34 protein-coding genes are annotated in these 26,254 nt (G+C 48.4%); 7 read left to right on the forward strand and 27 right to left on the reverse strand.

Features of this window, described 5'->3' with window-relative positions; translation table 11 throughout:
- Window positions 1-391: 391 nt before the first annotated feature.
- The 19 genes from B5G37_RS09275 to B5G37_RS09360 all read right to left on the reverse strand — a co-directional run bounded on the left by B5G37_RS09275 (window position 392) and on the right by B5G37_RS09360 (window position 13,311).
- The gene (locus B5G37_RS09275; RefSeq protein WP_087256733.1) at window positions 392-2,011 is read right to left on the reverse strand and encodes a right-handed parallel beta-helix repeat-containing protein; all 1,620 of its coding nucleotides are present in this window, start codon (window positions 2,009-2,011) and stop codon (window positions 392-394) included.
- A 178-nt stretch (window positions 2,012-2,189) separates the two neighbouring features.
- Complete coding sequence (locus B5G37_RS09280) at window positions 2,190-2,753, reverse strand: AbrB/MazE/SpoVT family DNA-binding domain-containing protein (protein ID WP_087256735.1); 564 nt, start codon at window positions 2,751-2,753, stop codon at window positions 2,190-2,192.
- A gap of 123 nt (window positions 2,754-2,876) precedes the next feature.
- Window positions 2,877-5,495 (reverse strand): tape measure protein, encoded by a 2,619-nt coding sequence (locus B5G37_RS09285; RefSeq protein ID WP_087256738.1) that lies wholly within the window; start codon window positions 5,493-5,495, stop codon window positions 2,877-2,879.
- Window positions 5,496-5,543: 48 nt separating this feature from the next.
- On the reverse strand, window positions 5,544-5,819 hold the full coding sequence (locus B5G37_RS09290) for a hypothetical protein (RefSeq protein WP_087256740.1): 276 nt from the start codon (window positions 5,817-5,819) through the stop codon (window positions 5,544-5,546).
- Entirely contained in the window at window positions 5,812-5,985 is a 174-nt protein-coding gene (locus B5G37_RS15215; RefSeq protein ID WP_158099383.1) for a hypothetical protein, read from the reverse strand. Before B5G37_RS15215 ends, B5G37_RS09290 begins: the two co-directional genes overlap by 8 nt.
- The gene (locus tag B5G37_RS09295; protein ID WP_087256742.1) at window positions 5,969-6,967 is read right to left on the reverse strand and encodes a sigma-70 family RNA polymerase sigma factor; all 999 of its coding nucleotides are present in this window, start codon (window positions 6,965-6,967) and stop codon (window positions 5,969-5,971) included. Before B5G37_RS09295 ends, B5G37_RS15215 begins: the two co-directional genes overlap by 17 nt.
- On the reverse strand, window positions 6,957-7,145 hold the full coding sequence (locus tag B5G37_RS09300; protein ID WP_087256745.1) for a hypothetical protein: 189 nt from the start codon (window positions 7,143-7,145) through the stop codon (window positions 6,957-6,959). Before B5G37_RS09300 ends, B5G37_RS09295 begins: the two co-directional genes overlap by 11 nt.
- A 56-nt stretch (window positions 7,146-7,201) precedes the next feature.
- On the reverse strand, window positions 7,202-7,951 hold the full coding sequence (locus tag B5G37_RS09305; RefSeq protein WP_087256747.1) for a hypothetical protein: 750 nt from the start codon (window positions 7,949-7,951) through the stop codon (window positions 7,202-7,204).
- A gap of 23 nt (window positions 7,952-7,974) precedes the next feature.
- Window positions 7,975-8,187 carry a cold shock domain-containing protein gene (locus B5G37_RS09310; protein ID WP_242962857.1) on the reverse strand — a complete coding sequence of 71 codons (213 nt, stop codon included), beginning with the start codon at window positions 8,185-8,187 and terminating at the stop codon, window positions 7,975-7,977.
- The gene (locus tag B5G37_RS09315) at window positions 8,184-8,714 is read right to left on the reverse strand and encodes a hypothetical protein (RefSeq protein ID WP_087256749.1); all 531 of its coding nucleotides are present in this window, start codon (window positions 8,712-8,714) and stop codon (window positions 8,184-8,186) included. The genes B5G37_RS09310 and B5G37_RS09315 overlap by 4 nt, the downstream gene beginning before the upstream one ends.
- Window positions 8,707-9,069 carry a hypothetical protein gene (locus tag B5G37_RS09320; RefSeq protein WP_087256752.1) on the reverse strand — a complete coding sequence of 121 codons (363 nt, stop codon included), beginning with the start codon at window positions 9,067-9,069 and terminating at the stop codon, window positions 8,707-8,709. Before B5G37_RS09320 ends, B5G37_RS09315 begins: the two co-directional genes overlap by 8 nt.
- A gap of 108 nt (window positions 9,070-9,177) precedes the next feature.
- A complete protein-coding gene (locus B5G37_RS09325; RefSeq protein ID WP_158099384.1) occupies window positions 9,178-9,429 on the reverse strand; it encodes a Mor transcription activator family protein in 252 nt (83 codons plus the stop codon).
- Window positions 9,430-9,610: 181 nt separating this feature from the next.
- Complete coding sequence (locus tag B5G37_RS09330; protein WP_087256756.1) at window positions 9,611-9,796, reverse strand: hypothetical protein; 186 nt, start codon at window positions 9,794-9,796, stop codon at window positions 9,611-9,613.
- Window positions 9,797-9,808: 12 nt separating this feature from the next.
- On the reverse strand, window positions 9,809-10,018 hold the full coding sequence (locus B5G37_RS09335) for a hypothetical protein (RefSeq protein ID WP_087256758.1): 210 nt from the start codon (window positions 10,016-10,018) through the stop codon (window positions 9,809-9,811).
- A 230-nt stretch (window positions 10,019-10,248) separates the two neighbouring features.
- Window positions 10,249-12,261, reverse strand: a complete 2,013-nt coding sequence (locus tag B5G37_RS09340) for a DNA primase family protein (protein WP_087256760.1) — start codon at window positions 12,259-12,261, stop codon at window positions 10,249-10,251.
- A gap of 45 nt (window positions 12,262-12,306) precedes the next feature.
- Entirely contained in the window at window positions 12,307-12,486 is a 180-nt protein-coding gene (locus B5G37_RS09345; protein WP_087256763.1) for a hypothetical protein, read from the reverse strand.
- 45 nt (window positions 12,487-12,531) lie between these two features.
- A complete protein-coding gene (locus B5G37_RS09350; protein WP_087256766.1) occupies window positions 12,532-12,732 on the reverse strand; it encodes a helix-turn-helix transcriptional regulator in 201 nt (66 codons plus the stop codon).
- Between the two features lie 97 nt (window positions 12,733-12,829).
- Window positions 12,830-13,063 (reverse strand): hypothetical protein, encoded by a 234-nt coding sequence (locus B5G37_RS09355; RefSeq protein ID WP_087256769.1) that lies wholly within the window; start codon window positions 13,061-13,063, stop codon window positions 12,830-12,832.
- The gene (locus B5G37_RS09360) at window positions 13,063-13,311 is read right to left on the reverse strand and encodes a hypothetical protein (protein ID WP_087256771.1); all 249 of its coding nucleotides are present in this window, start codon (window positions 13,309-13,311) and stop codon (window positions 13,063-13,065) included. The genes B5G37_RS09355 and B5G37_RS09360 overlap by 1 nt, the downstream gene beginning before the upstream one ends.
- A 161-nt stretch (window positions 13,312-13,472) precedes the next feature.
- Here B5G37_RS09360 and B5G37_RS09365 point away from each other — a divergent pair, with 161 nt between their 5' ends.
- From B5G37_RS09365 to B5G37_RS09375, 3 genes are all read left to right on the forward strand, one after another.
- Entirely contained in the window at window positions 13,473-13,976 is a 504-nt protein-coding gene (locus tag B5G37_RS09365) for a helix-turn-helix transcriptional regulator (RefSeq protein ID WP_158099385.1), read from the forward strand.
- 197 nt (window positions 13,977-14,173) lie between these two features.
- Window positions 14,174-15,199 (forward strand): site-specific integrase, encoded by a 1,026-nt coding sequence (locus B5G37_RS09370; protein WP_343229707.1) that lies wholly within the window; start codon window positions 14,174-14,176, stop codon window positions 15,197-15,199.
- A 12-nt stretch (window positions 15,200-15,211) separates the two neighbouring features.
- Entirely contained in the window at window positions 15,212-15,550 is a 339-nt protein-coding gene (locus B5G37_RS09375) for a hypothetical protein (protein ID WP_087256777.1), read from the forward strand.
- A gap of 215 nt (window positions 15,551-15,765) precedes the next feature.
- On the opposite strand, the gene rpsI is transcribed toward B5G37_RS09375, so the two are convergent.
- Both rpsI and rplM read right to left on the reverse strand, forming a co-directional pair.
- A complete protein-coding gene (rpsI, locus tag B5G37_RS09380; RefSeq protein ID WP_087256780.1) occupies window positions 15,766-16,170 on the reverse strand; it encodes a 30S ribosomal protein S9 in 405 nt (134 codons plus the stop codon).
- Between the two features lie 14 nt (window positions 16,171-16,184).
- Window positions 16,185-16,616, reverse strand: a complete 432-nt coding sequence (rplM, locus tag B5G37_RS09385) for a 50S ribosomal protein L13 (protein WP_087256783.1) — start codon at window positions 16,614-16,616, stop codon at window positions 16,185-16,187.
- 216 nt (window positions 16,617-16,832) lie between these two features.
- Here rplM and B5G37_RS09390 point away from each other — a divergent pair, with 216 nt between their 5' ends.
- On the forward strand, window positions 16,833-17,591 hold the full coding sequence (locus B5G37_RS09390; protein WP_087256785.1) for a tRNA 2-thiocytidine biosynthesis TtcA family protein: 759 nt from the start codon (window positions 16,833-16,835) through the stop codon (window positions 17,589-17,591).
- Window positions 17,592-17,629: 38 nt separating this feature from the next.
- On the opposite strand, the gene B5G37_RS09395 is transcribed toward B5G37_RS09390, so the two are convergent.
- From B5G37_RS09395 to B5G37_RS09415, 5 genes are all read right to left on the reverse strand, one after another.
- Window positions 17,630-19,951, reverse strand: coding sequence for a YfhO family protein (locus B5G37_RS09395; protein WP_158099386.1), 2,322 nt, complete (start codon window positions 19,949-19,951; stop codon window positions 17,630-17,632).
- 72 nt (window positions 19,952-20,023) lie between these two features.
- Window positions 20,024-20,419: a hypothetical protein gene (locus B5G37_RS15555; protein WP_087256791.1), complete on the reverse strand. Its 396-nt coding sequence runs from the start codon at window positions 20,417-20,419 to the stop codon at window positions 20,024-20,026.
- Between the two features lie 14 nt (window positions 20,420-20,433).
- Window positions 20,434-20,952 carry a TPM domain-containing protein gene (locus tag B5G37_RS09405; protein WP_087256793.1) on the reverse strand — a complete coding sequence of 173 codons (519 nt, stop codon included), beginning with the start codon at window positions 20,950-20,952 and terminating at the stop codon, window positions 20,434-20,436.
- Window positions 20,953-20,970: 18 nt separating this feature from the next.
- Window positions 20,971-22,107 carry a toxic anion resistance protein gene (locus B5G37_RS09410; RefSeq protein ID WP_087256795.1) on the reverse strand — a complete coding sequence of 379 codons (1,137 nt, stop codon included), beginning with the start codon at window positions 22,105-22,107 and terminating at the stop codon, window positions 20,971-20,973.
- A 22-nt stretch (window positions 22,108-22,129) separates the two neighbouring features.
- Entirely contained in the window at window positions 22,130-22,822 is a 693-nt protein-coding gene (locus B5G37_RS09415; protein WP_087256797.1) for a 5-bromo-4-chloroindolyl phosphate hydrolysis family protein, read from the reverse strand.
- Window positions 22,823-22,978: 156 nt separating this feature from the next.
- Here B5G37_RS09415 and ilvA point away from each other — a divergent pair, with 156 nt between their 5' ends.
- The 3 genes from ilvA to recR all read left to right on the forward strand — a co-directional run bounded on the left by ilvA (window position 22,979) and on the right by recR (window position 25,698).
- Window positions 22,979-24,199, forward strand: coding sequence for a threonine ammonia-lyase (ilvA, locus tag B5G37_RS09420; RefSeq protein WP_087256799.1), 1,221 nt, complete (start codon window positions 22,979-22,981; stop codon window positions 24,197-24,199).
- A gap of 228 nt (window positions 24,200-24,427) precedes the next feature.
- The gene (rpe, locus tag B5G37_RS09425) at window positions 24,428-25,078 is read left to right on the forward strand and encodes a ribulose-phosphate 3-epimerase (protein WP_087256801.1); all 651 of its coding nucleotides are present in this window, start codon (window positions 24,428-24,430) and stop codon (window positions 25,076-25,078) included.
- A 17-nt stretch (window positions 25,079-25,095) separates the two neighbouring features.
- Window positions 25,096-25,698, forward strand: coding sequence for a recombination mediator RecR (recR, locus tag B5G37_RS09430; RefSeq protein ID WP_087256803.1), 603 nt, complete (start codon window positions 25,096-25,098; stop codon window positions 25,696-25,698).
- A gap of 49 nt (window positions 25,699-25,747) precedes the next feature.
- Here the strand turns inward: recR and B5G37_RS09435 are convergent, their stop codons facing one another.
- Window positions 25,748-26,236 (reverse strand): hypothetical protein, encoded by a 489-nt coding sequence (locus B5G37_RS09435; RefSeq protein WP_087256805.1) that lies wholly within the window; start codon window positions 26,234-26,236, stop codon window positions 25,748-25,750.
- Window positions 26,237-26,254: the final 18 nt, after the last annotated feature.

Consider the following 26,254-nt stretch of genomic DNA (forward strand, 5'->3'; position numbering starts at 1 on the left):
GTGTGGGCTGGCTTTTGCATGCCCAAAACGCTGCGGAAGTTCCACATACTGGATTCGTTTTTGCTGTTGAGAGTAAAAAAGGATGTGCCACAAAACTTACGTTTTGCGACACATCCTTTGAAAAGATCCAAATGCGATTAGCGCTTGGATAACTACAAAACATTGATTTTCAAGGACTTTCGGGGATTTTGTGTCATGTTAGTGTAATGTTCAAAGTTATCTAAAATTCTCAAAATTTCAGAAAGGATTGAACATCCCCGGAACACCTCGGACTGCGATTATATCACATTCATTTCCATTGTGCAAGCCCATATAAGCTATATATAGAAGTTTTTTAGCGATACGCCTATAAACTATCGCCTAATATGTACAGGCTTTATATAAGCCTAAATCAACGCTTCTTTATCACACAAACCAAGATAGCAGATAGCAGACAAAGAACCGCCACTTGATACCATGAAGCCCCGTCCTGCTGCTGTGGTGAAGCTTCTGCTTCCTGATCCGGCGTTCCGTCCTCTCCAATATTCACATTGACATTCAAGGTCATACCATCCGCCCCGGTGCTGCCGTCCGGCGTTTCAACTCTGATTGTCTGTTCTATGGGTTCGCCGCTTCCGCTGTTTCCAGCGGGAACAACGATTGTTTGAACGGATTCCCTACCGCTGGAAGGTTGCTGATCCTGTGCATAGTAATTATTTACCGTGGAAGTATTATTTGAATCGTTGGTTTCTGTCCGGCGTGAATTATCCGTTGTGGTGCTATGGGTTGAACGGTCTGAATTATCCGTTGAACTGTTTGAATTTGTGGTTGTCGTGGTTGTGGTACTGTTGTTATTAACGGATGGTTCAGAAGGTGTTGCCGGGATTGTGGGTTCTTCATCCGGGTTTCCATCATCTGGTGCTTCCGGCTCTATGTTGGGTTCTTCCTCTGTTGGCTGCTCCGACTGTGATTCATCCGGTTCTTCTGTTTCCGTGGGCTGTTCCTCTGATTCTGCGGGTTCTGTCGGCTCTTGTTCTTCCGGCTCTGTGGGTTCAGGCTCCGTTGGTTCGGTTTCTTCCGGGATTTCCGGTTCAGGCTGCTTATATTCATAGTCCAGCTTCAAAAGCGCATTTTCGGCTGCCGGATCAACATCCGGGATAAAGATACCTTGTCCAAAATCATAATCGCACACCCAACCATGAACAATGATATTATCTTCTGCAAAAAGTTCATTCAGCCTTTCAACGCTATCTTGAAGATCAATAGCTGCGCCCACTTTATTCCCTATATCTGCACCGCCATTTGTAGCTGTATTTCCAAAAATCCTTGAATCCTTCACGGTTAAATCACCGTTGTTTAATACCCCACCCCCAAAGTCACCTGCCGAGTTTTCAGTTATCACGCACGAATTTATTTCACAAGTCGTTTTTCCGGTGATAGCAATAGCCCCGCCAGAAGAAACAGAATAGCCATTTTCCATGAAACATTGATTGAAAGAAACTGTTCCGCTTCCCATAACGGCAACATGACCGCCGCTTACTGCATTATTCCGCTGAAATATGCAATTACTAAAAGTTCCGATACCTTGCTTTATTTGTACAGCCCCGCCAATACATCCGCTGCTTGAAAGGTTATCAGGATCACCGCAATTTTGGAATGTGCAATTTTCAAAGCTGAAATCACCTTGTATTGTGATAAAGGGATATGCAGATTTCCAAGAATTTCCTTCAAAATTCATATTCTGAAAATCAACCCTCACACCGTTGCGTGTAAGCAAACAGCTATTCATATCGCCCCTTTCTATGGTAATTTGCCCTTTCGGAACTTCCAAATCTGTTGAAATTGTGATTTCCCCATAAATTACAATTACATCTCCATCATCTGCATACTTAATTGCAGAAAGCAGTTCATTTATATCGGAAACATATTTTGTATCCGTTTCCGCTGCCGATATTCCCGCATTTGCCCCCAGAAGCAGCACAAGACAGATTACCGCCGCAACAACCCGTAAAAGTTTCTTTTTCCTGTTCATCTTTTGAACCTCCTGATATAATAGTTTTGCCGCCGTAAGGCGTAAGAACATTATATCAGGGCTTTATATAAGGCTCATATAACGGTTTTCTGTGTGTCCTTGATAACTTATACTACCCGGAAGAAAAGCATAGAAAAAGCACCCTTGAAAATAAACTTTCAAAAGTGCTTCTTATCCGTCAAGCTGCCAATTCAGCAAGCCGGGAATATGCTATCACGAACCATTCAAAATCAGCTTCTTCCATGCGCCCCATGCTCCAATGATTCCAGTACCGCCACTGTGAAAAAATCGCATTGCCTAAAGTCTGCAAGTCCACCTGATCCATGATCCGCTTGAACGCTTCATTGTCCTTGAACACATCCACGCCGGGAAAAGCTCTTTTCACGGATTCCCCGCAATCCATCACAAAGCCCAAATCCGCAAGCCCTTTCCCGATAAAATCCATATCTTCAAAGAACCCAAAGGGAATATTGGCGTGGTTTCTGTACATCTGTTCCCATACCAACGCAAAAGCCCGGATTCTTTTATTGTCAGCTAAAGGGGCTTGCTTTATCGAGCTTCCTTCCGGCTGCTGAATGGTTATTCTGTCACCGTCAAAGGCAATCTGCACTTCCCGCCGTTCCGGGTTTAGCCCCATGCGGTCAACCCATGTTTTGGGAAGGGATATTCTGCAAGTATATGAATTGCGGCTTGCGTTGCCCCCGGCTTTGCCAAACATCACATTTGCTTTCCTGACTTCCATTCAATCACCCCTTTTGAAAAGTTCAATCTTACATTAAAATTATAAACTATTGGACACCAATAGTCAAGACAAAGAAAAAGCCCCCGGATATTTCACCGAAGGGCTTTCCCTCATTTTCAGGTATCAATCATGCACCCCTTCCGCCATGCTATCAATCGCTTCATTTACACCTTCTGTCAGCCCGGAAATAACTCCGTCCAAATCCATTCCGTTAGAAATGTTGTTCTGCATCCCGGACATATCAACGCTAATTTCAGCGGTTGTAAATCGGTTCACTGCTTCCTGCTCTGCAATATCACGAAGATACTTCAAATCTTCTTCTGTAATATCCATGCTGTCAGCGATTGCTCCGGTGTTCCCGGCAATATCATCCACACCGCTTCCGATACCACCAAGCCCGCCTAAATCGCTGCCGTATCCGCTAAGATCGGCATAGTCACCAGCACCCGGAACATTGGTATCAAACAAGGAAGAAGGATCGAAGTTTGCAATGCTTTCATCTATTCCTTCACCGAACGAATACCCCGCATCCCATGCGCTGGAATACTCAAATCTATCTAAATGCAAATCTTCCGCATTTAGCTTTGCCATGATTTCTTCCCCTTGTCCGAAGGTGGAATCAACCCACCCACCAAGGGAATCACGCCAACCTTGAACCGCCCCCGCAAGGTTTGAACCAAAGATTGTGTCAATGGCACTTGCCAAAGACTGCAACAGCGAAAGGACAGTATCAACCAAATCAAAGAACAATCTTGCGATTGCCCCAACCGGATCATTGAACACATTCCCAAAGAAGTTTGCAAATGCGGCAATGAAATTCCAAAGCACAACGAAAATATCAATGACAAAGTTAATCAAGGCAACGAACAGATTTCCAATGAACGCTGCCGCCACCATGAACACCCCGCAAATGATACCAGTTGCAGAAACGGAAGTCCCGGCAAATTTATTCACCGCCGCAACTGCTGCATAAAATAGGGCAATCAGGGCGATAATCAAAATGATAATCCAAGTGATAGGACACGCCAGCAATGCGGCATTAAAACCATACTGTGCGGCGGTTGCTGCTGCCGTTGCGCTTGCTTCTGCGCCTGTGGCTGCCGCATGAGCATAAGAAGCCACGCAAAGAATAATTTTTCCGGCTGCACTTGCCAGTTCTGCCGCTTTTGTGATTGCCAAGTATGCCGCATATATCGCAAGTGCGCCGATGATCCCCCAAATAATAGGGCTGATAATCGACCAGTTTTCATAGGCGAATGTTCCTATTGCCCCCATCATATCAAATATGCTTGTAACAATACCCGCCAAAACAAGCATTGCTTCCTGTGCGCTCATTATAAAGGCGTTAAATGCTTCACTATTTGCAAAATCGTTCATCCTGTTCAAAACAGTTTGAAATGCCATCAATGCGGTATTTTGGAAAGATTGCCACACTTGCCCGAAGGTTTTAGGCATGGTTTCAAATTTTGCATTAGTTTCATCGGCGGCATAGAACATAGCATTTTTAATAACTTCCGCTGTAATAATACCTTCCGAAGCCAGTTCTTTAATATTGCTTGCGTCAATGCCCTGTACTTCCTGCAAGTACCGCTGAATATCCTGAACAATAATAGAAGCGTTATCCATGATTGCATTTAATTCTTCCCCTTGCATAACGCCGGCCGCCATTGATTGGGTAAGCTGCAACATCACGGAATCTATACCCTGTGCAGAAGTTCCAGCATTTACAAACTGCTTATTCAGAAGTTCAGTAAAGGCAATCAGTTCATCATTGGAAGAAAACGCCTGTGAAGCCTGCATCCCCAATTTGGAAACTGCGTCAGCGGTTGCCAAGTAAGAACCCCTTGCCCTTTCTGCTGATAGGAATATTTTATTCTGCAAATCTTCCACGCTGCCGCCATCGTCAACAATCAAATCCAAACGGGCGGTTGTCTGTGTCATTGTATCGGATAACCCGATAATTTCACCTATCGTTTGAACCGTGGCATAAGCCGCAACCATGCCTTTGATAGAATCCATCAAATTATTTGCACTATGAACACCTTCATTGATTTCACGGTTAAACCGCCCTTGTTCATCAACATTATCACGAATATATCTTTCAGTTGCACTGACCGTCTGCGACAATCTCATATAAGCACTATTAGCTGCTGAAACATCCATTCGTTCCATAGCTGAATTCATTTCATTTTGTGCCTGTATCGCCTGATCTAATTGAGATCGTAAGCCTTCCAGTTCCGCACTTGCCCGATCCGTCCCCATATTCAGGGGATTATTTTCAATAGCCTGTATGCGTTGCTGAATACCCTGAATCCGGCTTTGCATGGTATTCATATCATTTACCATATTCGCCGGGAAAACGCTTGTATGGGCTGCCTGTGCTGCAATGGTAGCCTGTGTACCGCTCAACTGCTCCAACATAGAATTTGCGCTTTGCACTTCCTGTTCAAAGCGTTCAATTCCTGTATTGGTAAATGTTGGCATGGTTGGGCTGCTCCAAGTAATACCCGTGTTTTCATGGGTGACAGGTTCAGACAACGCCGCCCTTGCTTCTTCTATTGCCTGAACCGCCTGATTCATCTGTTCTGTAATATCATCACCGATTGAACTATTGATAGGTTCATTCATTACGCCCTGCATATTCTCCATAGCAGAAACACCCATACTTACCGCATGGATAATGTTCATCATTGGGGCTGTAAAAGAATCATATAATTCAATCGCTGTTCTGATAGAAGCCATATTTTTCACCTACTTTCTTTGCATAGTAGTTTATTCCAATACCGCTATTCACTTCTGTAACCTCTCAATCTCTGCCTTTGTGCTTTCCAGTAAAGAAATATAAGGCTTTAGCAGTGCTTCATATTTAGCCGGATCGGTAATGTATTTCTTAAATTTAGGTTGCTGCTTTTGCAATTTTTGAAGCGAACCTTTCAATTTGTTCAAAACAAGTGTGAACTGCATGATCTGTTTTCTGTCTGCCGTTACCGCCATATCCAAAAGCTGATTGATCTGTCGGGTATATTCCTTTGTGGTGTCTAAAAATAATTTCTGATGGTTAAGCATTTTTCTTCCCCTTTCTTTTCTTTGAGCGGTAACACACGCCGGAATCATTCACGCTTATCAGCTTCAAATCCGGGTATTTCAGCATTACCGCAATTTCCGCTTGTGTCTTATAGGCGGTCACTGTGCCGCCCATATATTCAAAAATGATTTTATGTTTCTGCTGCACTGGATTCACCGTCCTTCTGTGAAGCAAAGTTCAAAACATTTGAAAATAGTTCATCAATGTTTAGTGACTGCTTAATGATTTTTTCATTCTCTCTGATCCCATGTTTCAAGCGGGCAATTTTTTCTTCCTGCTCAATCCGCCGCAAGGCTATATTTTCCACCGAAGAACCATAATACTTGAAGGAAGAAAGCCCGCCTTTATAGCCTCTTGAATAATCGCACCCATAGAATAAAGCTGCTTCCTGAATTTGTTCCTTTTGGCTTAATATCCGTAATGCGCTATTCCTGATCTGTTGTATGCGTCCACGGGATAAATGCAGTTCATCCGCCAATTTTTCAAGGGATTTTGAATACCTATACTGACCGGAAATAACTTTGCTTTTTATATCGCCTAATTCATCAACGATTTTCCAAATGATTTTTTCAAAGTGTTCTTCCGCCAGCCGTTCAACGGTTTCTTCCTCAAAATTTACCGGATCAGCTATGGTTTCTTCAAAAGTCAGATCATCAGTGCCACCAATATAATCATCAAGGCTTACAGAATTCATTTCTCTTAATGCCCGTCTTAAATCGGCAAGCTGCTTTTCCGTTATTTCTAAAGCCTTACAAATTTCAGCTTCTGTTGGCTCTTTCCCGGTGCTATGGCAAACTGCAATGTACTTTTTATATGCTGAAATTCTTTCCTGCATATAAACGGGAATTCTTTTACTACGCCCGTTATTATCTGTATATCTTTTGATAACTTGTTCTATCCAATATGCAGCATAGGAAAGGAACTTTGTACCCTTATCAAATTCATATCGCTTCACAGCTTCATATAAGCCTAAATAACCTTCCTGCAAGAGATCATCCATTTCAGCCTTAGAAGAATATTTCTTTGCCACCTGATAAATGAAGTTCCGGTTTTGCAAATAAAGCTGTTCCATATTATGGGCGGTATCAATTCCAGCTTGTACCTGTTCAACCAATTCTTCATTCGTCATTTGCTCCAAATCTCCGTTTCATATCATCATAATCAGCTTTAGCACGAACCACTAAAGAAATCATTTTATCAATAGTCTGTTGGCGAATTCCAAGCTGTTTGCAATGGGCGATCCGTTCAAGGCTTTCACGGATAAGTTTTTCTTGATCCCTAAGTGCTGCTTTCTGTTGAATCGTCATATACGCCCTCCTACCAAAACAGGGCTGCGGGACGCACCCGCAACCCCATTCTGAACTTATTTCAAAGAAGAAAGGATCAATTCGCCATCCGTTGGAATGTGCTTTGTAAACAGTTCGGAAAACTCATTTTCCAGTGTTGCATACATCTTCCCCAGTTCCTTCATAGTGTCCGGCAAGGTAAGATAGAAGTAAGGCACATCCGGGGTGATAATAACCGGGGTTGCACCCCCATACATAGAAACCGAAAACTTGAATCCGGGAATATTTTCAATATCTTCAACTTCTTTCAGCCTGTCCAGATATTCAACAGCGGAAGTATTGATACCCATATATTCAATCAGGGTTTCATAAATCGCTTCATCATAGCCAATTCCGGCAAGTCCCGCTTCTGATACATTCCCTTTTGCATAAATCACATCATGGATCATTTTCATATTCGTGTAGGAATGTTTCAGCGGTTCCATGATGCTTTTAAGAATGTCAGGCGTAAGCTTGAAGCCCACCATATCAATAACCTTCAAGGCATTTGCAACATCTTCTGTATGCGTTTTCTCGTCATTGGGAAGCGTAACCTTATATTCATTGCAAAACTTCCTTGCGTTTTCTTTGAAGTGCTTTGTAAGGTTATCCGCCTTTTCCTGCAAGCCAACTTTAAGATTTTTTATGTTATCAATTCTTCCTTCCGCACTGTAACGCCAATCAACCATCATTTCACACCCGGTTTCCTGCGCTTCTTTAACTTCATCTTCAAAATTTTTAATAATAGCTTCCGTCCTTGCAACATAGCTTTCATAAGTTCTTTCCATTTTCCAATTCTCCCTTCAATTTCTTACTGTTCTACCAAAATAACGTGACGGGCTTCTTTGCCCTTTGGTGCGTCATATATTTCCCCATATTCGACTTTCTGACCGCCCACTGGATAAACCCCGGCAAAACTCTCAATAGCCGATATATGGAGGAAATAATCATTGCCATCTTCCCCGGTGATAAATCCATATCCCCGCTTTGTGTTGAAAAACTTGATTGTACCCTTCATTTTCATCTACCCTTTCCTCTGAACCATTTTTCATCTTTATACCGTTCAACAAGCTGTTCAATGCTCATTGAATTGTAATTCTGAATCAAATCCTGCAACGCCGGATCATCAAATCCCGGAAGCTGCATATTGGGATTTTTAATGCTTTCCGCTAATATTCGTTGAATCAATGGAATGTATAGCGATAACCATTTTTCAAGATTCATCGTTGATGCAGCAAATTCGCACCGTTGTTCTGAATTGCAAAAATATAACAATGGATCGCAAGGAAGGTATAAGCCATCCCCCCACACCATCAAATCATCAACAATAATGACCGTATTCTTAGTAACGCCGGGAACGCCTATCAAATAATTTTCAGCTTCAAACATCGTTTCAAACTTTAATTCCTCTTTTTCAATAAGCGCCCACATTTTTCCATCATCTTCAACGCTGAACACGATAACCCCGATATGCTCTTTATTTTCCTGCATTGCTTCCAGCTTCTTCAAACGGTTTGCAATCGCCATCTGTCCAACTCTGCGTTTAATCACCTGTCAACCTTCTTTCCATTTCATCCAGCCTGCGGATAATGTTTTCATTCTCATATAGAGCGATGCCCAATTCAAGGATTGCCCTTGCAGCAGATACCCTTGAAGAATCCGTTGCCGATTTATCTTTTGCCACTTCCCGCAACACTTCCAGCGATTCCAAACAATATCCCTGCGCTTTCTGCATGGTTTCTTGAAAAATGCTGTTTTTGACCTTCTGTAATATCTCCTGAAAGTCTTTATCTTTTTTCAGGCGGTAAATGGTTGTAATAGATACGCCGGATTTTTCAGCAGCTTCCTTGCTGGTTGGGTATGTCAGAAGATTCAAGGCGATAAGTTCTTTATTATTCCTCGTCATATCACACCGCCTTTCCTGTTCCAATACTCTAATTATACAATATATTGTATTTGTATCAAGTTATATAACAATATATTGTAGTTTTCGGGCAAAATTATAAAGCCGGGATTACTCCCGGCTTCTGATAATGTTATATATTTGAGATTGTGACAGTTCGTATTTTTTTGAAACTTCCAAAATACTTTTGCCTTTCCAAACATCTTGACGAATCGCCCAATTCCGATCCTTAATGCTGGTAAATCCATTTCCAAAAACAGGAATATGTATATCTTCCCCCGGCATTTGATAGCACACTTCCCGAAACAATTCATCACCTATAATCGCCCTCAAACGGTTCAAAACGACTTCATTTCTGTTCAATATTTCACCCGCCTTTTACTTTTGAAAAGTTAATTTCAATATGCTTATTACACACGCATGACACACGGAAGCCGATAAAACCGCTATTTTCGGGACTTTCACAGTTACCCTTGTGATAGTTCCAATGTTCAAAGTAGCTTGAAAATCCCGAAAACATTTCAAAACGGTTCAGTATCCGCCATCACACCCGATTTTGAAACATCCGGTTTGTATCGTTCAGATAATCGCACGCTGCTTCCAGCATGGGAAGAATACAGATTTCCTCACCCGGATCAGCGTCCTTTTCCAAGGCAAAAATCAGGCTTTGCAGAATTGCCCTTGCTTTCATGTTGTTTTCATCAATCTTTGTGATCTGCTGTTCATTCATAGTCAAGCCCCCTTAATCCTGATACATAGCCGTTTCAGCGGCTTTTCTCTCTGCTTCATCCATCCGTTCAAGGATTTCAACCGTGTTATGATAGCTCTGTTCAATCATGCACCCATCATCAACATCAATAAAAAACCTACAATCTAAGCGGCATTTACCGCCTACAATCGGGCAATATCCGCCCTCAACTTCTGTTTTCTCTGTAAAAATCACATCATTCATAATCATTTTCCTTTCTTATGTTACGGTTGTTACCGTTAATAACCTATTTTATATATCTATTATTTTCAAAAAAAAAAGCTATCGGATAACAATTATTTTTCTCTATATAGAACTTTCAAGGAACAGTAACAACGGTAACACCCCATTAAAATCTATTGAATTATCAAGGGTTTTGAAGGCGTTACCGTTTGTGTTACTGTTTGATTTTTGTTACCGTTGAACGGTAACACCTACGGTTTAACAAACGCTTTCTTCTGCTTTCCATCGAACCGCAAAGGGACAACCACAGTTCCTAACGCTTGATTGATCCGCTTTGAAAAGGTAAGATTGCTCATAGGGCGGAAGCCGTTTTCAGCACAAAATACTTCATACCGCTTGAAAACTTCCTTTGTCGGCTCATTGAAGATACCCTCAATTTCCCCGGAATCATTCCGGCAATCCTCAATGAAGGACAATACCGGGTTGTTTTCTTTCTCATAGGCTTCTTTTTCCTGCTGCACCTTTGAAGGAATCGTGAACTTCTTCCGTTCCAACACACGCTGCAAGCCTTGAATTGAAAGCCTGATGAAATATTGAACCGCTTCTGTTTCCGCCAGCTTATACCGGATTTGTGGATCATACCCGGAATCTGCTTCATTGAAGTGTGCGTTCAGCGGGATAATTAAAAGCCGCCGCAAAGCTGCACCCGTAGAATCATTCATCCGGGGAATATTGTTGGCTGAAAAAATCAGCTTCACATAAGGTCTGAAATTGAATGGCGGCTTGCCTTTTTCTTCCGCCTTGACCGGCTCCCCGGTTACTATCTTTTTGAAGGTCGCAACATCTTCTTTGTATGAATCGGAAATATCATCCCCCAAATTTGCCAGCTTGCCAAATAGCATGACGGTTGAAAACTTACTGTCCAAATCCTTAAAATCAAGGTTTGATACATTGGAATCCCCCAACATAGATTGCAGCATAAAAATGAAGGTAGATTTTCCATTGCTTTTTTCCCCCACCAAGATAACGGCTTTTCCGCCCCCTATGGTATTATCCCGGTACAGGCACATTCCCCCAACTTCCTCAAGTAATGCCCTGATTTCAGGATCACCGCATGAAAGGCGGTCAAGTACATCATCAACCAAGGGACAAGCTGCGCCGGGATTGTATTCCCACGGAATTAAATTTGTAACAGCCTGTTCTGGTGAAAAATCCAATAGTTCATTGCGTTCAACATTGAATAAACCATTTTTGAACGCAATTAGTAACGGAGAAGCAGCCTGTGAATCATTGGCTTTAATCCTGATATAGTCAAGCACTTCATTCCGCTTTGTCCGTGTCAGGGTTTCTATTTCCTGCACCATAAGTCTTTCTATTGGTTCATACCCCGGAAGATAGATACCGCTTTGGTAAGTATGCAAATACCCATTGATCTTCTGAATATGATATTTCTCTATCAGGTAATCACCGAACTTGTTATGAAGGAATTGCCCCTTTCTACTATAAAATTTTGAAGTGTCGATTGCTTTAACAGAATCCCATGCTTCACGCCGGGTAACAGTATCAAATTCATCTGCTTTAAGCGGTTTGGAAAGCAAAAACCTATTGATTAAATCGACAATTTCAAGATACTGCTCATAAGAATATCCTTCTGCTTTAAGCGGATTCATGTAGGAAAAGAAATCGTTGTTTCTTCCGTCCCCAACACCCATATTAAGGAATTCATATTTTACTTCTGATTTTAGCGGAACATCATAGAATGGTATTTCATCCAATGTTCCATCTTCCCGGATATTGGCATAAAGGATTTTACGCATCGAACCATCCGGCATTGATATACACCCGCAATTTTTAGCTGCCTTAATTTCCCCGGAAGATTCAACAAGTTTAATCCCCGGTTTATAGTCTGTTGGGTGTAGCGTTAGCAGCGTTTTCTTGTGATCCTCAGACTTCGATATAATATGGTTGACGTTATCATAATAAAAATGACCGCCCCGGTTGGGTGATTTTATTACAACGCAATGTTCTTTTCGGGCAATAGCTATTTTCAATCTACAATCGAAAGCCGCCTGATCGTCATAATCTACCAATACACGATTCATGGGAATCAACCCGCACACATAGCGAAACCGCACTGCTTCTGAATAGGGTTTTGGAATCCGATTGGAATAGGGGGCTTTGTATGCATCTTCATTAGTTCCATTCCCCCCTTCAAAAAACTTATCATCGAAAAGGATTTTTAAGATTTCTTCATCCGTAAACATTTAAGCACCCCCTTCCGTCTGATTTTCACTTCATCCTGATATGGTTTACTTCCGCAAATACCGTTCATATATTTCCATCACGGAATCGGAAACGCCGCTTTTGTAAACCTTGCGAATGTCAACCACAACTTCATCTTTTAGAAGTTTCAGCTTTTCGATCAGGTCATTTCTGTTACAAGCAATGTTGCAGCACCGCTTGCCAGCGTATTCAATACGATACTTCATGATCTATCCGTCCTTTCTTCAAAATTTGGTTTGCTTTCGGAATCCCTATTCAGTTTCAATGATTTCAGTTACAGGCACATTCAACGCCTTTGCAATCTTTCCGATTGTCTGCGGTCTTGCAACCTGAACCCCTTTTGTAATACGGGTAATCGTCACCTGCGACACGCCACATTTTTTAGAAAGTTCTTTGGAAGAAAACGCTTGATTTGCCATTGCGATCTGCAATTTTTGAAGATTAATCTTCAATCTGTTCACCTTCTTTCTTTTTATGATCCGCTTATCACTTCATCCTGATTTTCGGTCATTCATCCCCGTTGGTGTTGCAGCACTGACGGGGATATTTTTAAGCGTATTCTATTTGATTTTTCAGAATTTCCCGTTTTAGTTCTGTCAATGCCTTATCCCTCATTGGTGAAATTCGGTCAAAGGAATATGTGGTTATGTAGATCATCACTTGTTCATTTGATGGATTTTTCATAATCCCTAAATTTTCATCTGCTTTTGAATCAACCTTTATATTCCAGCGAATTTCTGTTTTGTTTATTACTCTACTTGCAAGATCAATCACTTTACACATCATCTTTTCTTCCTTCCCGCATAAGATTTCAAAATATGTTCTATTGCCTTTTTGGTGGCTTCAATCTTTGCCATATCCGGCTGCTTGTCCAGTTCCCGGATAAGAACCACTTGTCCCCATTTGATTTCAAGCTTCCAGTGCTGCCGCACATCTGCCAGTTTCATAAAATTCCCGATGAAATAGCCGTTTTCATCACAAGCAGAATACCGGAAGCCATTGATACCCCGCCGAACTTTTATAATAGTCACCTGACACACCGCCTTTCTTGCGATTAGCATTATGCTTAGCTAATGGCATAATATCACCGTTTCGCTAAGTTTTCAATAGCTAAATTAGCGTTTTGTGAATTTTACTGTTGCTAAATTAGCGTTTTGGGTGTATTATAGATTTGTGAAAGGGGGTGAATTTATTGGGATCATTTGCCGAAAGGCTTATCAACGCCCGTGAAAAAAAGAATCTTACCCAAAAACAATTAGCCGAAAAGTTAGGAATAACCCCTACCCGCCTAAATTATTGGGAAAAAGGCAAAAGAGAGCCTAACATTGAAATGATCGGAAAACTTGCTGAAGCACTTGATGTTTCGCCGGATAGCCTTATGGGGTGGGAATATTATGACAGGCAAAACGCCGATCAAATCAAGACAATTCATAAATACTTGAATTTCAATGAATTTCTTGAACAAGCTGGATACATTGTGAAAGAAAATATACTCAAATGGCATTGGGAAGATGAAGATGATCCTTTCCAAAGGGTACAAGTCCCCGATGAATGGGAAATTGTTCTATCCAAAGATGGGCATGAAGCAACTTTCACGGAAAAGGAATTTGATGATCTTCAATCAAGTGCAAAAGCCTTTGCTATTGCCGTGATAGAAGGTAAATTTTTCAAGAGAGTTGTTGAACAACAAAAATAAGCCGCTTCCCGCTACAACGGAAAACGGCAAATAAAAAGAAATCCCCGGCTGCTGCAACAGTCAGGGATTCCGAAAGCAACCAATTCAAGAAACCTGCAAAGAATCATGAAGTGGTCATTTAAATTATACCATTCCATGATTCAGAAATCAACGAAGAAAGGAATGGTATAATGCGCTTACCGAATGGGTTCGGTAATGTGTCTAAGCTGCCCGGAAACAGGCGGAAGCCTTACCGTGTTAGGGTAACTGTCGGTTGGGAACTGGACACAGAAACCGGAATCAATAAACAGAAATTCAAAACCATAGGTTATTACGAAACCAAAGAAGAAGGGCTTATTGCTTTGGGGAATTTTCACCAAAACCCCTATGATATGGATAGTTCTTCCATCACCTTTGAAGAAGTGTTTGAAAAGTGGACTACTGAACATTATCCCAAAATTTCAGATTCCAACGTCAAGGGATATAATGCAGCTTACCGCCTTTGCGCTATGCTCTATAAAATGCGTTTTGTGGATATTAAGAAATCCCACCTTCAAGGGATCATTGATACCTGTGGGAAAAATTACCCCACATTGCGAAAGCTGAAAGCTCTGTTCAGCCAACTATATAAATTCGCAATGGAAAATGACCTATGCGGGAAGGATTATGCAAAGTATATTGACATAAACCAATATCAGGATAAGAATCCCAATGCCCTAAATCGCCAGCCGTTCAGCAAGGAAGAAATTCAAACAGTTTGGAAATGGAACAATTCCAATGAATATGTGTCGGTTGTTCTTATGCTGATCTATTCAGGCGTAAGGATCGGGGAATTGCTGGACTTGAAAAAGGCGCAAGTGAATCTCAATGAAAAATGGTTTGATATAACAGCATCCAAGACAAAGGCGGGGATTCGCAAAGTACCTATTGCCGATAAGGTTTTACCCCTCTTTGAATACTGGATGAACAAGAATGATTGCGAATATCTGCTTTCCACCCCGGAAGGGAAGCACTTTGCTTACCGGAATTATTACGATTCCTATTGGATACCCCTAATTGAACAAATGGGCATGGATCACCGCCCGCACGATACCCGGCACACTTGCATTAGCCTTTTGACGGTTGCCGGGGTTCAGGATAAAATCATTAAAAAGATTGTCGGTCATAAGGGGCAGACAGTAACAGAGGTTGTATATACCCATTTTGAGATTCAAGAACTGTTGGAAGCAATCAACAAAATCTAAGGCGGTGTTTATATGGGGAAAACAGAGTATAAGAACCGCCACAAGGCAGAACACTATGATAGAATTGAATTAGCCGTCCCAAAAGGAATGAAAACGGTTATCAAAAATCTTGCTGCTGATAAGGGCTTATCTATCAACGCATACATTCAGGATTTAATCAGGAAAGATCAAGAAGGAATGTTTGATACAATGCAAATTGCAGACAAGAACCGGGAATTCCTTTCAGGAATCCAAGGTAATATGCACGATGGATATGACGTTATTTTCAAAGACGGTCATATTATCCATTGCCGGACAAAGAAGGAAGTGCGATCCGGGATAATCGAATACTGTAAGGAAAAGGGGGTGTAACAGCCCTCTTTTCTTTTGCTTCCCGTATCTTACGGAAGATTGCAAAAATCTTACGGAAGATACATTTTCTATTGTGTCATGTGTGTGTCATGTATGTGTCATACCTCACACAATTTCAGGCGGTCTTATATAGCTTTATATGTTGAACTATATTGAAAAAACCCCGAAAACACAAGGTTTCCGGGGTTTGCAAATTTTCTGTTTTGCGCTTTGAATTATCGCTTGCTGAACTGCGGAGCACGACGTGCTGCCTTGAGGCCGTACTTCTTACGCTCCTTCATACGAGGATCGCGGGTCAGGAAGCCGGCAGCCTTCAGGGCAGCGCGGAACTCGGGATCCATCTCCAGCAGGGCGCGGGCAATGCCGTGGCGCAGAGCGCCAGCCTGACCGGTGACACCGCCGCCGGTGACGGTAGCGGTCACGTCCACCTTGTCCAGAACGCCAGTGGTGTTCAGGGGCTGACGAACCACCATCTTCAGGGTCTCCAGGCCGAAGTACTCCTCGATGTCACGGCCGTTGATGGTGATGGAGCCGGTGCCGTTGGGGAACAGGTGCACACGAGCCACGGAGGACTTCCGACGGCCGGTGCCGTAGTGATAGGGCTTCTTGCTCTTATACATGGTCGGTTACCTCCTTATTCCACAGTCCAAGCCTCGGGCTTCTGAGCCTCGTGCTTGTGAGAGTCGCCACGATAGATCTTCAGGCGGCTCAGGGAGTCCTTGGTGATGATGTTGCGGGGTAGCATGCCGCGCACAGCCACACGCATGGCCAGCTCGGGCTTCTCCTGCATCAGGATGCGGTACTTGGTCTCCTTCAGACCGCCCACGTAGCCGGAGTGAGTGCGATAGAACTTCTGCTCGCCCTTCTTACCGGTGAGGACAGCCTTGTCGGCGTTGATGATGACGACGAAATCGCCGCAATCAGCGTGGGGGGTGTACTCGGGCTTGTGCTTGCCGCGCAGCAGGGTAGCAGCGGCGGCAGCGGTCTTGCCCAGAGGCTTGCCGGCAGCATCGAGAACGTACCACTTGCGCTCGATGTTACCCTTGTTTGCCATAAAGGTAGACATATCGATTTCCTCCATTTATCTTGATTTATCATTAAAAACACGGGGTTTCCTTCCTTTACAAGAAGGCGCAGGATGTATTATAATACGGGGGTTGCCTGGTGTCAACAAAAAAACAAGGTTTTTTTAATCGTTATTTTATTTTCTTTTCTATGCTCGTCTATTCTTGCGAATACGCTTATAAACTCGTTTTCATTTTACAAAATGGAGGTTTCGCCAATGCAGTTGATTTTATCCCATTTGCGCCGTTGTATTGAAGATTACGATATGATTCAGCCTGGAGACCGCATTGCAGTGGGCGTTTCCGGGGGAAAGGACTCCCTGGTGCTGCTCACAGCCATGGCTCGGCTGCAGAAGTTTTATCCGGTGCCCTTTGAGCTCCACGCCCTCACCGTCCACCCCGGCGTGCCGGAGATGGACTTTGGTCCGGTGGCCAAGCTGTGCGAGGAGTTGGAGGTGCCGTACCATCTGATTCAGACCCAGATTTTTGACATCATCTTCAACGTACGTAAGGAGAAGAATCCCTGCTCCATGTGCGCCAAAATGCGTCGAGGCGCCATTCACAATGCCATGGCGGAGTTGGGGCTGAACAAGATCGCCCTGGGGCATCACTATGACGACGCGGTGGAGACCTTTTTCCTGTCGCTGTTTTATGAGGGGCGGCTGTCCTGCTTCCAGCCGGTGACCTACCTGGATCGTATGGGCATCACCCAGATCCGCCCCTTGCTCTACTGTGGCGAGGGCATGGTGCGGGGAGCCGCCCAGCGCCACAACCTGCCCATTGTGAAAAACCCCTGCCCCGCCGACGGCCACACCCGCCGCCAGGAGGTGAAGGAGTTGGTGGCGGAGCTGTCCAAGACCTATCCCAATTTGAAAAATTACGTGTTTGGAGCCATGCAGCGGCTGCCCCTGCCCGAGTGGGGGCCCCGGGAGTACCGCCGCCGTCCGCTGGCGGAACAGCCTACCAAAGAAGATTAATGGAAAAAACCGCCGTGGAAACTCCACGGCGGTTTTGATTATCGGGATTTTTTGCGGCTCCACACCAGCCAGACCAGCCCCATCAGAATGGTGACCCCGCCCAAGACCAGCCCGGGGATGAGCCCGGGAGGAGTGTAGCGCAGGGTGATCTGGTGGGTGCCGGAGGAAAGCTCCAGGGTGAGGACGGTGTTCCAGCACACGCCGGTGTCCACCTTTTGTCCATCCACATAGGCGGTCCATCCCGGCTCGGCGGGAATGGTGGTGACGAGAGTGGAAGGCGTGTCCGATGTGGCCTGGAGAACCACCTGGGAGTTGGTGACCGTCTCCACCTGGGTGTTGTCCAGCTGGGCCAGAGCTTGGCGGAGTGCCTCCTGGTCCAGCTGCTGCACCATGGCAGTCCAGCCCAGGGCGGGAAGGGACGTGTCCCAGGTGATGGTCACCTCCAGGGTCTCCCCCACGGCGGGAGCGCCCAGGGAGTGGATGCGCTGTTCCTCATAGGGGGTGAGGGAGCATCGGTCGTTGCCGTTGACCGACAGGGAGGTGAGCCCCGATGCATCCAGGTAGATGTAGACGGGATTTCCCGTGCCGGGGATGATGAGGGTGATCTGTCCCGGGCCCTCCTGGACGTTCAGGTCCATGGAGGAAAACACCTCTTGTTCGGCCCCGGTGAGCTGGCTCAACAGCTGGTTTTGCACCTGAAAGGGGGTGGCCCCAACGGGTAACGTGCGGCCCACTTGGCCCTGGGAGACATAGGCCAGGGGGAGGACATCCGGGTTTTCCCACAGGGTGAGGCTACCGCTGTGCCCTACCTCCTCATACCCGGGGAACTCCTGGTCGCTGAGCACGTAGCGCACCCCCAGCAGACTGTCGGTGACGGGGGTGGAGCCATAGTAGACGCTCCACATCCACCCCTGGGCAAAGCCCAGTTGTTTTAAGAAGGTGTTGACCTGTTTGTTGTAGATGCTGCTGTAATGGGTGATACCCGCATAGCCAAAGGAAAGGGGACTGTTGTCTCCCCGGTCGTAAGTGGCCCCCATGCGGAAAAAGTCCCCGTCCTCTTGGGCTTGTTCTACCAGGGCTTCATTCTCTTGGTAGTACGCCACATAGTCGGAATAGGACTGGCAGCCAAACACTGCCCGGATGTCCAGCAGAGTGACCTGGGTGTTGCACCCCAGCTCCCAGGCGGTGAAGCCCAGCAGCATCAGGGGGATGATCGGAGCCAGCTTCCAGGAGAACCAGGATTCCGGCAGTCTGTTGAGGGCTTCTCCAGCCAGGACGATGAGAAAGAAAGAACACACGAAGCTGTACCGGTAGGGGAACCAGTTGGGCATTTGAAACAGGTGCCACATCTTATCCAGAGGGGACAGCCACAGAGAGAGCACCAGAAAGACCAGCACCGCCAGGGCGGACACCTTAGTGCGGCCAGAGATGGTGGGGAGGAGGAAGAAGGTCAGGGCCAATATCACCACAATGGTGCCGCAGAAAAGGTAGGGCAGGGCAGAGTTGGTAAGGCTGGCCCCCTGGCCGGGGAGCAGGCGGCTGGGCAGCTCCCACAGGGAGAAATTGGTGAGGCTGGAGTAGTCCACGGTGGCGTCCCCCAGCTTGCCCCGGAAGATGGACAGCAGGGAGGGAATCCACATCCAGGCGGTCACCGCCAAAGCGGCCAGAGCGGAGAGCAGGAAGGTGCGCAACAGACGGGCTATGTCGTTCCAGGGCATGGGCTGGCTTCCCAAGCGGTACACCAGCCACAGGCAGCAGAAGATACCAATCATATAGGAAATGTACCAGGTGGAGAGAAAGCACACCACCAGACTGCCGAAGAACAGCCAGGGTCGCCCACCTGAAATAATCCACTCCAGGCCCAGAAGAATGACGGGCAGCCAGATGAGCCCATCCAGCCACATGATGCACAGGGAGTAGGCAGCAGAGTAGGAGCATAGGGCGTAGCAGGCGGCCAGCAGGGGGAGAAACAGAGTGCTCCGCTTCAGGTAGTGGCGGAGGAAGAGACAGCAGGTCAGACCCGCCAGCCCCAGCTTCAACACCGTGAGGAACATCAGACCCATGGGCATGTACTGGTTGGGCACCAACAAGGTGAGCACGGAGAGGGGACTGGAGACATAGTAGGAGAACACCCCGATGTATGTGGTGCCCAGGGCCTTGGACCAGGAGAAAAATACATCCCCATGTTTCAAGGCACAAAAGAATTCCACGTACTGGGAGGACATGTCGCTGGAGAGAATGGTGTTGTCCCCCCAGGGCGCCATACCCAGTTGAACGTAGACCCACAGGAGCACCAGTGTCGGAACGGTAAAGGCAAGCGTGTAGAGAACGGGGGCGGGCAGAGGGCGAGACTTCAACAAAATCACCTCGTGTTGTGGAATCAAAGAAAGCGGCTGCAAGAGGAAAAATCTCTTGCAGCCGTGTGAGTGTGGTCAGCGTCGTCCGCCGCCTCGACCACCGCCGAAGGAGCGGCCACCACCGCCTCCAAAGGAACGTCCGCCCCCAAAGGAGCGACCGCCACCACCGAAGGACCGGCCACCGCCAAAGCTGCCCGGGCGGTGGGAACGACCGCCACCGAAGCTTCCACCGCTGGGACGGGAGCCTCGGAAGGAAGAGGTGATGGGGCCAGGGCCAAACCCGGGGCGTCCGCCCATGGGCGGATGGTGGGGATGGTGATGAGGGGGACGGGGCGGACGTGGCCCCCAGAAACGGAAGGGACGATAGACGTAGGTGGGGCCGTAGTATCCGCCCCGATATCGGCGATAATGGGTGCCTTCCCTGAGAGCCAGTACCACAATCACCAGTAAGACGATGATGAGAATATCCATATGAAACCTCCTTGTCAGCCCAGGTAGTGGGTCTGATACCACTGGGTCAAGGCATCGGTGAGGGAGAGCAGGGCCTGGGTGTAGTCACCTTGGGCAAAGGGCTGCTCCATGTACTCCCAGGCGTAGGAGGAGCAGTCGTCGTCGGTGAACACGTCCACCAATCCGCTGCCCTGAATGAGCCAGTAGTTTTCCCCGGAGATGTCCAGCACCACCACAAAGTCGTTGGCGCCCAGGCCCATGGCCTCCGCCTGATCCATGGCGTAATTGTACAAGTCATCCTTGCCATAGTTGCAGGTGATGCAGCCAATGACCACACCCATGGAGGAATCCAGGTCCTGATTGTTCTTTTGAAGCTGGCGAATGCCGGCTTGGGTGAGTACACCCACCTGATCGGACACATACCAGGAAAAATCTCCTGCTTGCATGTCCGGCGTGGGACGATTAGGCCGTCGTGCCAGACCGATGCCCACCGCCGCGATGATCATGACGGCGGTGAGGAGGACGGCCACACCCGTTCGTTTGAATGGATTCATGGCAGTACCCTCTGGGGATCAGCCCCGCAGCTCCAGCAGCTTCTGCTTCAGCTCACCCTCGATACGGGCCAGCTCCACCTCGGCCTCCCGGCGCTTCTGAGCGCCCTGGGTCTGGATCTCCATGACCTCGTCCAGGGTGGCAATGAGCTGCTGGTTGGTGTGCTGGAGGGTCTCCAGGTCCACAATGCCCCGCTCAGACTCCCGGGCGGCTTCCACAGTACCCATGTGGAGCATCTCGGCGTTCTTTTGCAGCAGCTGGTTGGTCATATCGGACACCGCGCCCTGGGCGGCGGCAGCCTGACGGGAGTGCTCCAGCCCTAAGGCCAGTACCATCTGACTCTTCCACAGGGGTATGGTGTTGACCAGGGAGGACTGGATCTTCTCCAGCATCAGAGCATCGTTGTTTTGAATGAGCCGGGTCTGGGGGCCCATCTGGATGGACACCATGCGGGTCAGCTCCAGGTCGTGGAGCTTCTTTTCAAACCGGTTGCACAGGTTGGCGTAGTCGTTGTACTTCTGGGCGGCCTCCTGGGTTTTGGTCTGGGTGGCAGTCTGCTGCAGCTGGGCCAGGGTCTCGTTGCGGGCCTTGTCCAAAGCCTTCTTGCCCGCCAGGATATACATGGTCAACTCCTTATAATATTTGGTGTTGAGCTCATACATCTGGTCCAGCATGGCGATGTCCTTCATCAAGGTCAGCTGGTGGTTTTCCAGCACCGCCACGATCTTGTCCACGTTGGCCTCGGCCTTGTCATAGCTGGCCTTCAAGGCCATGGCTTCCTTTTTCTTCTTCTGGAAGAAGCCGAAAATGCCGCCCTTTTCCTCTTCCCCAAAGGTTTTCAGCTCCACCACCAGGGAGGAGAGGGCTTCGCCCACCTGGCCCAGGTCCTTGGTGCGCACGTTGTTCAGGGCGTTTTGGGAGAAGTCGGCGATGTTCTTCTGGGCGGCTGCACCGTACTGCAGCACCATGGCTGAGTCGGTGAGGTCAATTTTCTGGGAGAAGTCGTCCACCATCTGCTGCTCCTGGGGGGAGAGTTGAATCTCTGTGATGGCCTCGGCGGGAGCGGGAGTGGCCGGAGCAGCGGGAGCCACAGGGGTCTCCGTATCCAAGGTGGGGTTGAGGGTCAGAGTGGGGGTCATGTCCAGCTTGTCATTCATGGTAAATTCCTCCTAATTGTGGTTAGTCCTGTTGGTCCGCAGAAAGATTCATGGAGCCCAGCCCCTCCCGGGCCAGCATTTGCTCCAGTACGTCAATGTCAGTGGAAATGTCCAGGGCCTCCTGGCCGTAGAGGGCGTCCAGTTGGCGGTCAAAGGCAGTACAGATGGTTTCCATGATGTCCTCGATGCGGCCCTTGGTGCCGTCGATGTTGGCGCCTTCCACGCCGGTGGCATCCATGCGGTCATAGGCATTGAGCAGCTTCAAGGTGGTGGGCAGATAGTAGTTGAGGAAGCGGCGGATTTGGGGCAGCTTGTCCAGGTCTTTCATCACCGCGTCCATAATCTTCCCTGTGGTGTGCTCCAGCCGGTCCATCTGTTGGGAGAGTGTTTCATCCTGGATGGCGTCGTTGAGACGACGAATTTCGGACAGGGCCCGGTCCCGCTCCTGGAGCAGAGCCTGCAGCTCGGGATTTTCCGGCTCCTTGGGTTGCGACTGGGCTTGAGGTTGGGCCTGGGTGGAGGCTTTCTCTTCATCGGGCAGCTCATAGCCCTTGTCCGGGAGAATGATTTTGCCCAGGTAGTACACGGCGGCAGAGGTCAAGCCCGCCATAATATAGTGGGTGGGCCGATACAGAGGGGCCACGGCAGACCACACCAGCCAAGTCCCTCCCACCAGGTAAATGGGCAGGACACTTTTCTTGCGTACAAAAGCCACAACATACGCTCCTTTCTCCAGGGAGAATTTTCTTCTTCATTGTATCCCAGTAAAGTGGGGAATGTCAAGAAAACGGTGGAGGTTTGAGGCATTGACTTTCCCTCTTTGGTGGGTTAAAATATTACTTCAGATGATAAAATAGGCAGGTGTAGAGCCATGATGACACTGGAAAACTTTAAACAAGCCAGAAAGGTTCTGGAGGGGGTCCTTCACCCCACGGACCTGATTTACAGTACCTTTTTCTCCAAATCCACCGGGAACCATGTGTACATTAAGCCGGAGAACATGCAGGTTACCGGTGCATACAAGATTCGAGGAGCCTACTTCAAGTGCTCGACCCTGACCCAGGAGGAGAAGGAGCGGGGCCTCATCACCGCCTCGGCAGGCAACCACGCCCAGGGTGTGGCGTATGCTGCTCAGGCTGCAGGCATCCCCGCCACCATCATCATGCCCACCACCACCCCTCTGGTGAAGGTAAACAACACCAAGGACTACGGTGCCCGTGTTATTTTGCACGGAGAGACCTTTGATGATGCAGCGGCCATGGCTTCCATGATGAGCCAGGAGGAGGGGTACACTTATGTACATCCCTTCAACGACCTCACCGTGTCCACCGGACAGGGCACCATTGCCTATGAGATTTTCAAAGATTTGCCGGACGTGGATGTGATTTTGGTGCCCATTGGCGGCGGCGGACTGGCCGCCGGTGTGGCCACCCTGGCCAAGCTGCTCAATCCTTCCGTGAAGGTCATTGGCGTGGAGCCGGAGGGAGCAGCCTCCATGAAGGCCAGCGTGGAGGCGGGCCACGTGGTGACCCTGCCCACCGTGAACACCATTGCCGACGGTGTGGCCGTCAAGACCCCCGGCGATCTGGTCTTCCCCTACATCCAGCAGAACGTGGATGAGATCCTCACCATTGGAGACGGGGAGCTGGTGAATGCCTTCCTGGACGTGATGGAAAAGCACAAGATGGTGGTGGAAAACGCAGGCTTGCTCACCATTGCCGCTCTGCGCCACTTGGATTGCCAGGGCAAAAATGTGGTTTCTGTGCTGTCGGGAGGAAATATGGATGTGATCACCATCTCCTCTCTGGTGCAGCATGGGCTCATCAACCGGGGGCGCATCTTCACCTTCTCGGTGCAGCTGCCTGACCGACCCGGTGAATTGCTGCGAGTGGCTGAGCTGGTGGCTCGGGCCAATGGCAACATCATCAAGCTGGATCACAACCAGTTTGTCAACATCAACCGGCAGGCAGGGGTGGAGCTGAAGGTCACCTTGGAGGCCTTTGGCCACCAGCACAAGGAGGAAATCTTGGCCTCCCTGCGTCAGGCAGGCTATCAGGTCAGCGAAGTGGCCACCTCCTGCGTGTACGAATAACATCCAATTACCGTCCGGCAAAGGGAAAACCCTTCGCCGGACGGCTATGCCAATGCGGCGCGCCACCCACCCCATCAGGGGGCGTGGGAGAAGGGGGGAGACCCCCTGTCAGTGAGCGGCGCCTTCCGCTTGTGGTATCCTATGTGGAGGACAACCCGGCGGTGTACCCACCTCTTGGCAGTGGGGCGAGAAAAGAATGAGAGAACAACTGCAAAGGGGGAAAAAGGCGTGGTAAAGATTGCGCCATCCATTTTATCCGCAGATTTCTGCAATCTGGAGCGAGACATTCAGCGCATTCACACCGCCGATTGGGTACATGTGGATGTGATGGATGGGGCCTTTGTGCCCAACATTACCATTGGTATTCCGGTGGTGAAAGCCATTCGCAGGCATACGGATATGTTTTTGGATGTCCATCTCATGGTGGATAAGCCCATTCGCTATGTGGAAGAATTCTGCAAGGCAGGGGCGGATCTGGTGTGCATCCATTTGGAGGCGGATCATCCCACCCACATCCAACAGGCTCTGGATCGCATTGAGGCCCTTGGAGTGAAAAAGGCGGTGGCCCTGCGGCCCATCACCTCCCCCGAGGCCATCCTGCCCTACATTCACCAGCTGGATATGGTATTGGTGATGACAGTGGAGCCGGGGTTTGGTGGGCAGACCTTTATGGAATCTCAGCTGAAGACCATTGCTCGGGTGCGGGAGATCATCAACCAGTACAACCCCCAGTGTGACCTGGAGGTGGACGGTGGCATCAACCACGAGACAGCTCAGCGGGTGGTGGCCGCAGGGGCCAACGTGCTGGTGGCTGGCTCGGCGGTGTATGGAGCGCCCGACATCCCCGCGGCCATTGAGGCCCTGCGGGTGAGTGAATAAATTCTGGAGGGTATCACATGGACTATTTTCCCCCAGCATTGGAAAATTTAGTGGAACAATTTGCAAAGCTCCCGGGGGTGGGGCGCAAGAGCGCACAACGCCTGGCCTTTTATATGCTGGGTCAGCCGGAGGAGGAGGCCAAGGCGTTTGCCGACGCCATCCTCCAGGCAAAGGGGAGCATCGGTTACTGTCCCAAGTGCCAGAACCTGACCCAGGGGGAGGGCCTGTGTGCCCTGTGCAGCTCCCCCCGCCGGGACCAGGGCACGGTGTGCGTGGTGGCCGACCCCAAGGATGTCATCGCCCTGGAACGGGCGAGGGAGTATCAAGGCGTGTACCACGTGCTCCACGGGGTCATTTCTCCCATGAACCACGTGGGCCCCGACGATCTGCGCATTGCCCAGCTGGTGGAGCGAGTGGCAGGGGGCGAGGTGGAGGAGGTAATCATGGCCACCAACCCGGACACCGAGGGAGAGGCCACGGCCATGTACCTCTCCCGGCTGCTCAAGCCCTTCGGGGTGAAGGTCAGCCGCCTGGCCTACGGCATCCCGGTGGGTAGCCACTTGGAGTTTGCCGACGACGCTACGCTGATGCGGGCCATGGAGGGCCGACGCGAGATGTGAAAAAGACCGTTGCAGAATGAATTCTGCAGCGGTCTTTTTGTGTGTTGGATTACTCTGCGTCGGTCTTTTCCTCAGACACTTCCGCAGTCGCCTCTTCCTGGACGGGCTCTTCCTGGGCGACACTGGCTTCATGGGCCAGGGTTTGGTCCACGAACTCCCAGTCGGCATCCTCAAAGTCGGTGGGGCAGGCCTGCTCCACTTCCTCGTCGGTGAGGTTGCCGGAGGTCTTCAGGTCGGCAATGCGCTGCTCGTTGACCTGAATCTGAGCCTTGGAGCGGGTGATCTTGTCGCACAGATCGGAGTAAGCGGCCTCGGGGGCGGAGCCGCGTTCGGCGTAGTACAGCCGGCCCAGGTCCATATAAGCCCGACGAATGGCGTCCTGCTCCCGCAGGTTGAGCACTTTGAGCTTGCTGATTTCCGCCAGCTCCTTGGCCTTGGCCACCCCAGTGTCGGTGAGTTCCAGGGCTTTGGCCACGCCGGATTGTGCCAGATCCAGGGCGCGTTCCTTCAAATCGTCAAAATCAATGTTAATGTTCATCACACGGCCTCCTTACAA

Origin of the sequence: Pseudoflavonifractor sp. An85 (assembly GCF_002161235.1) — a bacterium.
GTDB lineage: Bacteria > Bacillota > Clostridia > Oscillospirales > Oscillospiraceae > Enterenecus.

Bases quoted from the DNA above. Each gene is read 5' to 3' on its own strand.
- B5G37_RS09435 (WP_087256805.1), bottom strand. From the start codon at position 26,236: ATGAACATTAACATTGATTTTGACGATTTGAAGGAACGCGCCCTGGAT.
- B5G37_RS09390 (WP_087256785.1), top strand. From the start codon at position 16,833: ATGCAGTTGATTTTATCCCATTTGCGCCGTTGTATTGAAGATTACGAT.
- B5G37_RS09345 (WP_087256763.1), bottom strand. From the start codon at position 12,486: ATGAAGTATCGTATTGAATACGCTGGCAAGCGGTGCTGCAACATTGCT.
- B5G37_RS15555 (WP_087256791.1), bottom strand. From the start codon at position 20,419: ATGGATATTCTCATCATCGTCTTACTGGTGATTGTGGTACTGGCTCTC.
- B5G37_RS09305 (WP_087256747.1), bottom strand. From the start codon at position 7,951: ATGGAAAGAACTTATGAAAGCTATGTTGCAAGGACGGAAGCTATTATT.
- recR (WP_087256803.1), top strand. From the start codon at position 25,096: ATGGACTATTTTCCCCCAGCATTGGAAAATTTAGTGGAACAATTTGCA.
- B5G37_RS09275 (WP_087256733.1), bottom strand. From the start codon at position 2,011: ATGAACAGGAAAAAGAAACTTTTACGGGTTGTTGCGGCGGTAATCTGT.
- B5G37_RS09300 (WP_087256745.1), bottom strand. From the start codon at position 7,145: ATGACGATTCAACAGAAAGCAGCACTTAGGGATCAAGAAAAACTTATC.
- B5G37_RS09310 (WP_242962857.1), bottom strand. From the start codon at position 8,187: ATGAAAATGAAGGGTACAATCAAGTTTTTCAACACAAAGCGGGGATAT.
- B5G37_RS09355 (WP_087256769.1), bottom strand. From the start codon at position 13,063: ATGTGTAAAGTGATTGATCTTGCAAGTAGAGTAATAAACAAAACAGAA.
- B5G37_RS09405 (WP_087256793.1), bottom strand. From the start codon at position 20,952: ATGAATCCATTCAAACGAACGGGTGTGGCCGTCCTCCTCACCGCCGTC.
- B5G37_RS09375 (WP_087256777.1), top strand. From the start codon at position 15,212: ATGGGGAAAACAGAGTATAAGAACCGCCACAAGGCAGAACACTATGAT.
- B5G37_RS09295 (WP_087256742.1), bottom strand. From the start codon at position 6,967: ATGACGAATGAAGAATTGGTTGAACAGGTACAAGCTGGAATTGATACC.
- rpsI (WP_087256780.1), bottom strand. From the start codon at position 16,170: ATGTATAAGAGCAAGAAGCCCTATCACTACGGCACCGGCCGTCGGAAG.
- B5G37_RS09320 (WP_087256752.1), bottom strand. From the start codon at position 9,069: ATGACGAGGAATAATAAAGAACTTATCGCCTTGAATCTTCTGACATAC.
- rplM (WP_087256783.1), bottom strand. From the start codon at position 16,616: ATGTCTACCTTTATGGCAAACAAGGGTAACATCGAGCGCAAGTGGTAC.
- B5G37_RS09285 (WP_087256738.1), bottom strand. From the start codon at position 5,495: ATGGCTTCTATCAGAACAGCGATTGAATTATATGATTCTTTTACAGCC.
- B5G37_RS09280 (WP_087256735.1), bottom strand. From the start codon at position 2,753: ATGGAAGTCAGGAAAGCAAATGTGATGTTTGGCAAAGCCGGGGGCAAC.
- B5G37_RS09290 (WP_087256740.1), bottom strand. From the start codon at position 5,819: ATGCTTAACCATCAGAAATTATTTTTAGACACCACAAAGGAATATACC.
- B5G37_RS09335 (WP_087256758.1), bottom strand. From the start codon at position 10,018: ATGAATGATGTGATTTTTACAGAGAAAACAGAAGTTGAGGGCGGATAT.
- B5G37_RS09340 (WP_087256760.1), bottom strand. From the start codon at position 12,261: ATGTTTACGGATGAAGAAATCTTAAAAATCCTTTTCGATGATAAGTTT.
- ilvA (WP_087256799.1), top strand. From the start codon at position 22,979: ATGATGACACTGGAAAACTTTAAACAAGCCAGAAAGGTTCTGGAGGGG.
- B5G37_RS09410 (WP_087256795.1), bottom strand. From the start codon at position 22,107: ATGAATGACAAGCTGGACATGACCCCCACTCTGACCCTCAACCCCACC.
- B5G37_RS09330 (WP_087256756.1), bottom strand. From the start codon at position 9,796: ATGAATGAACAGCAGATCACAAAGATTGATGAAAACAACATGAAAGCA.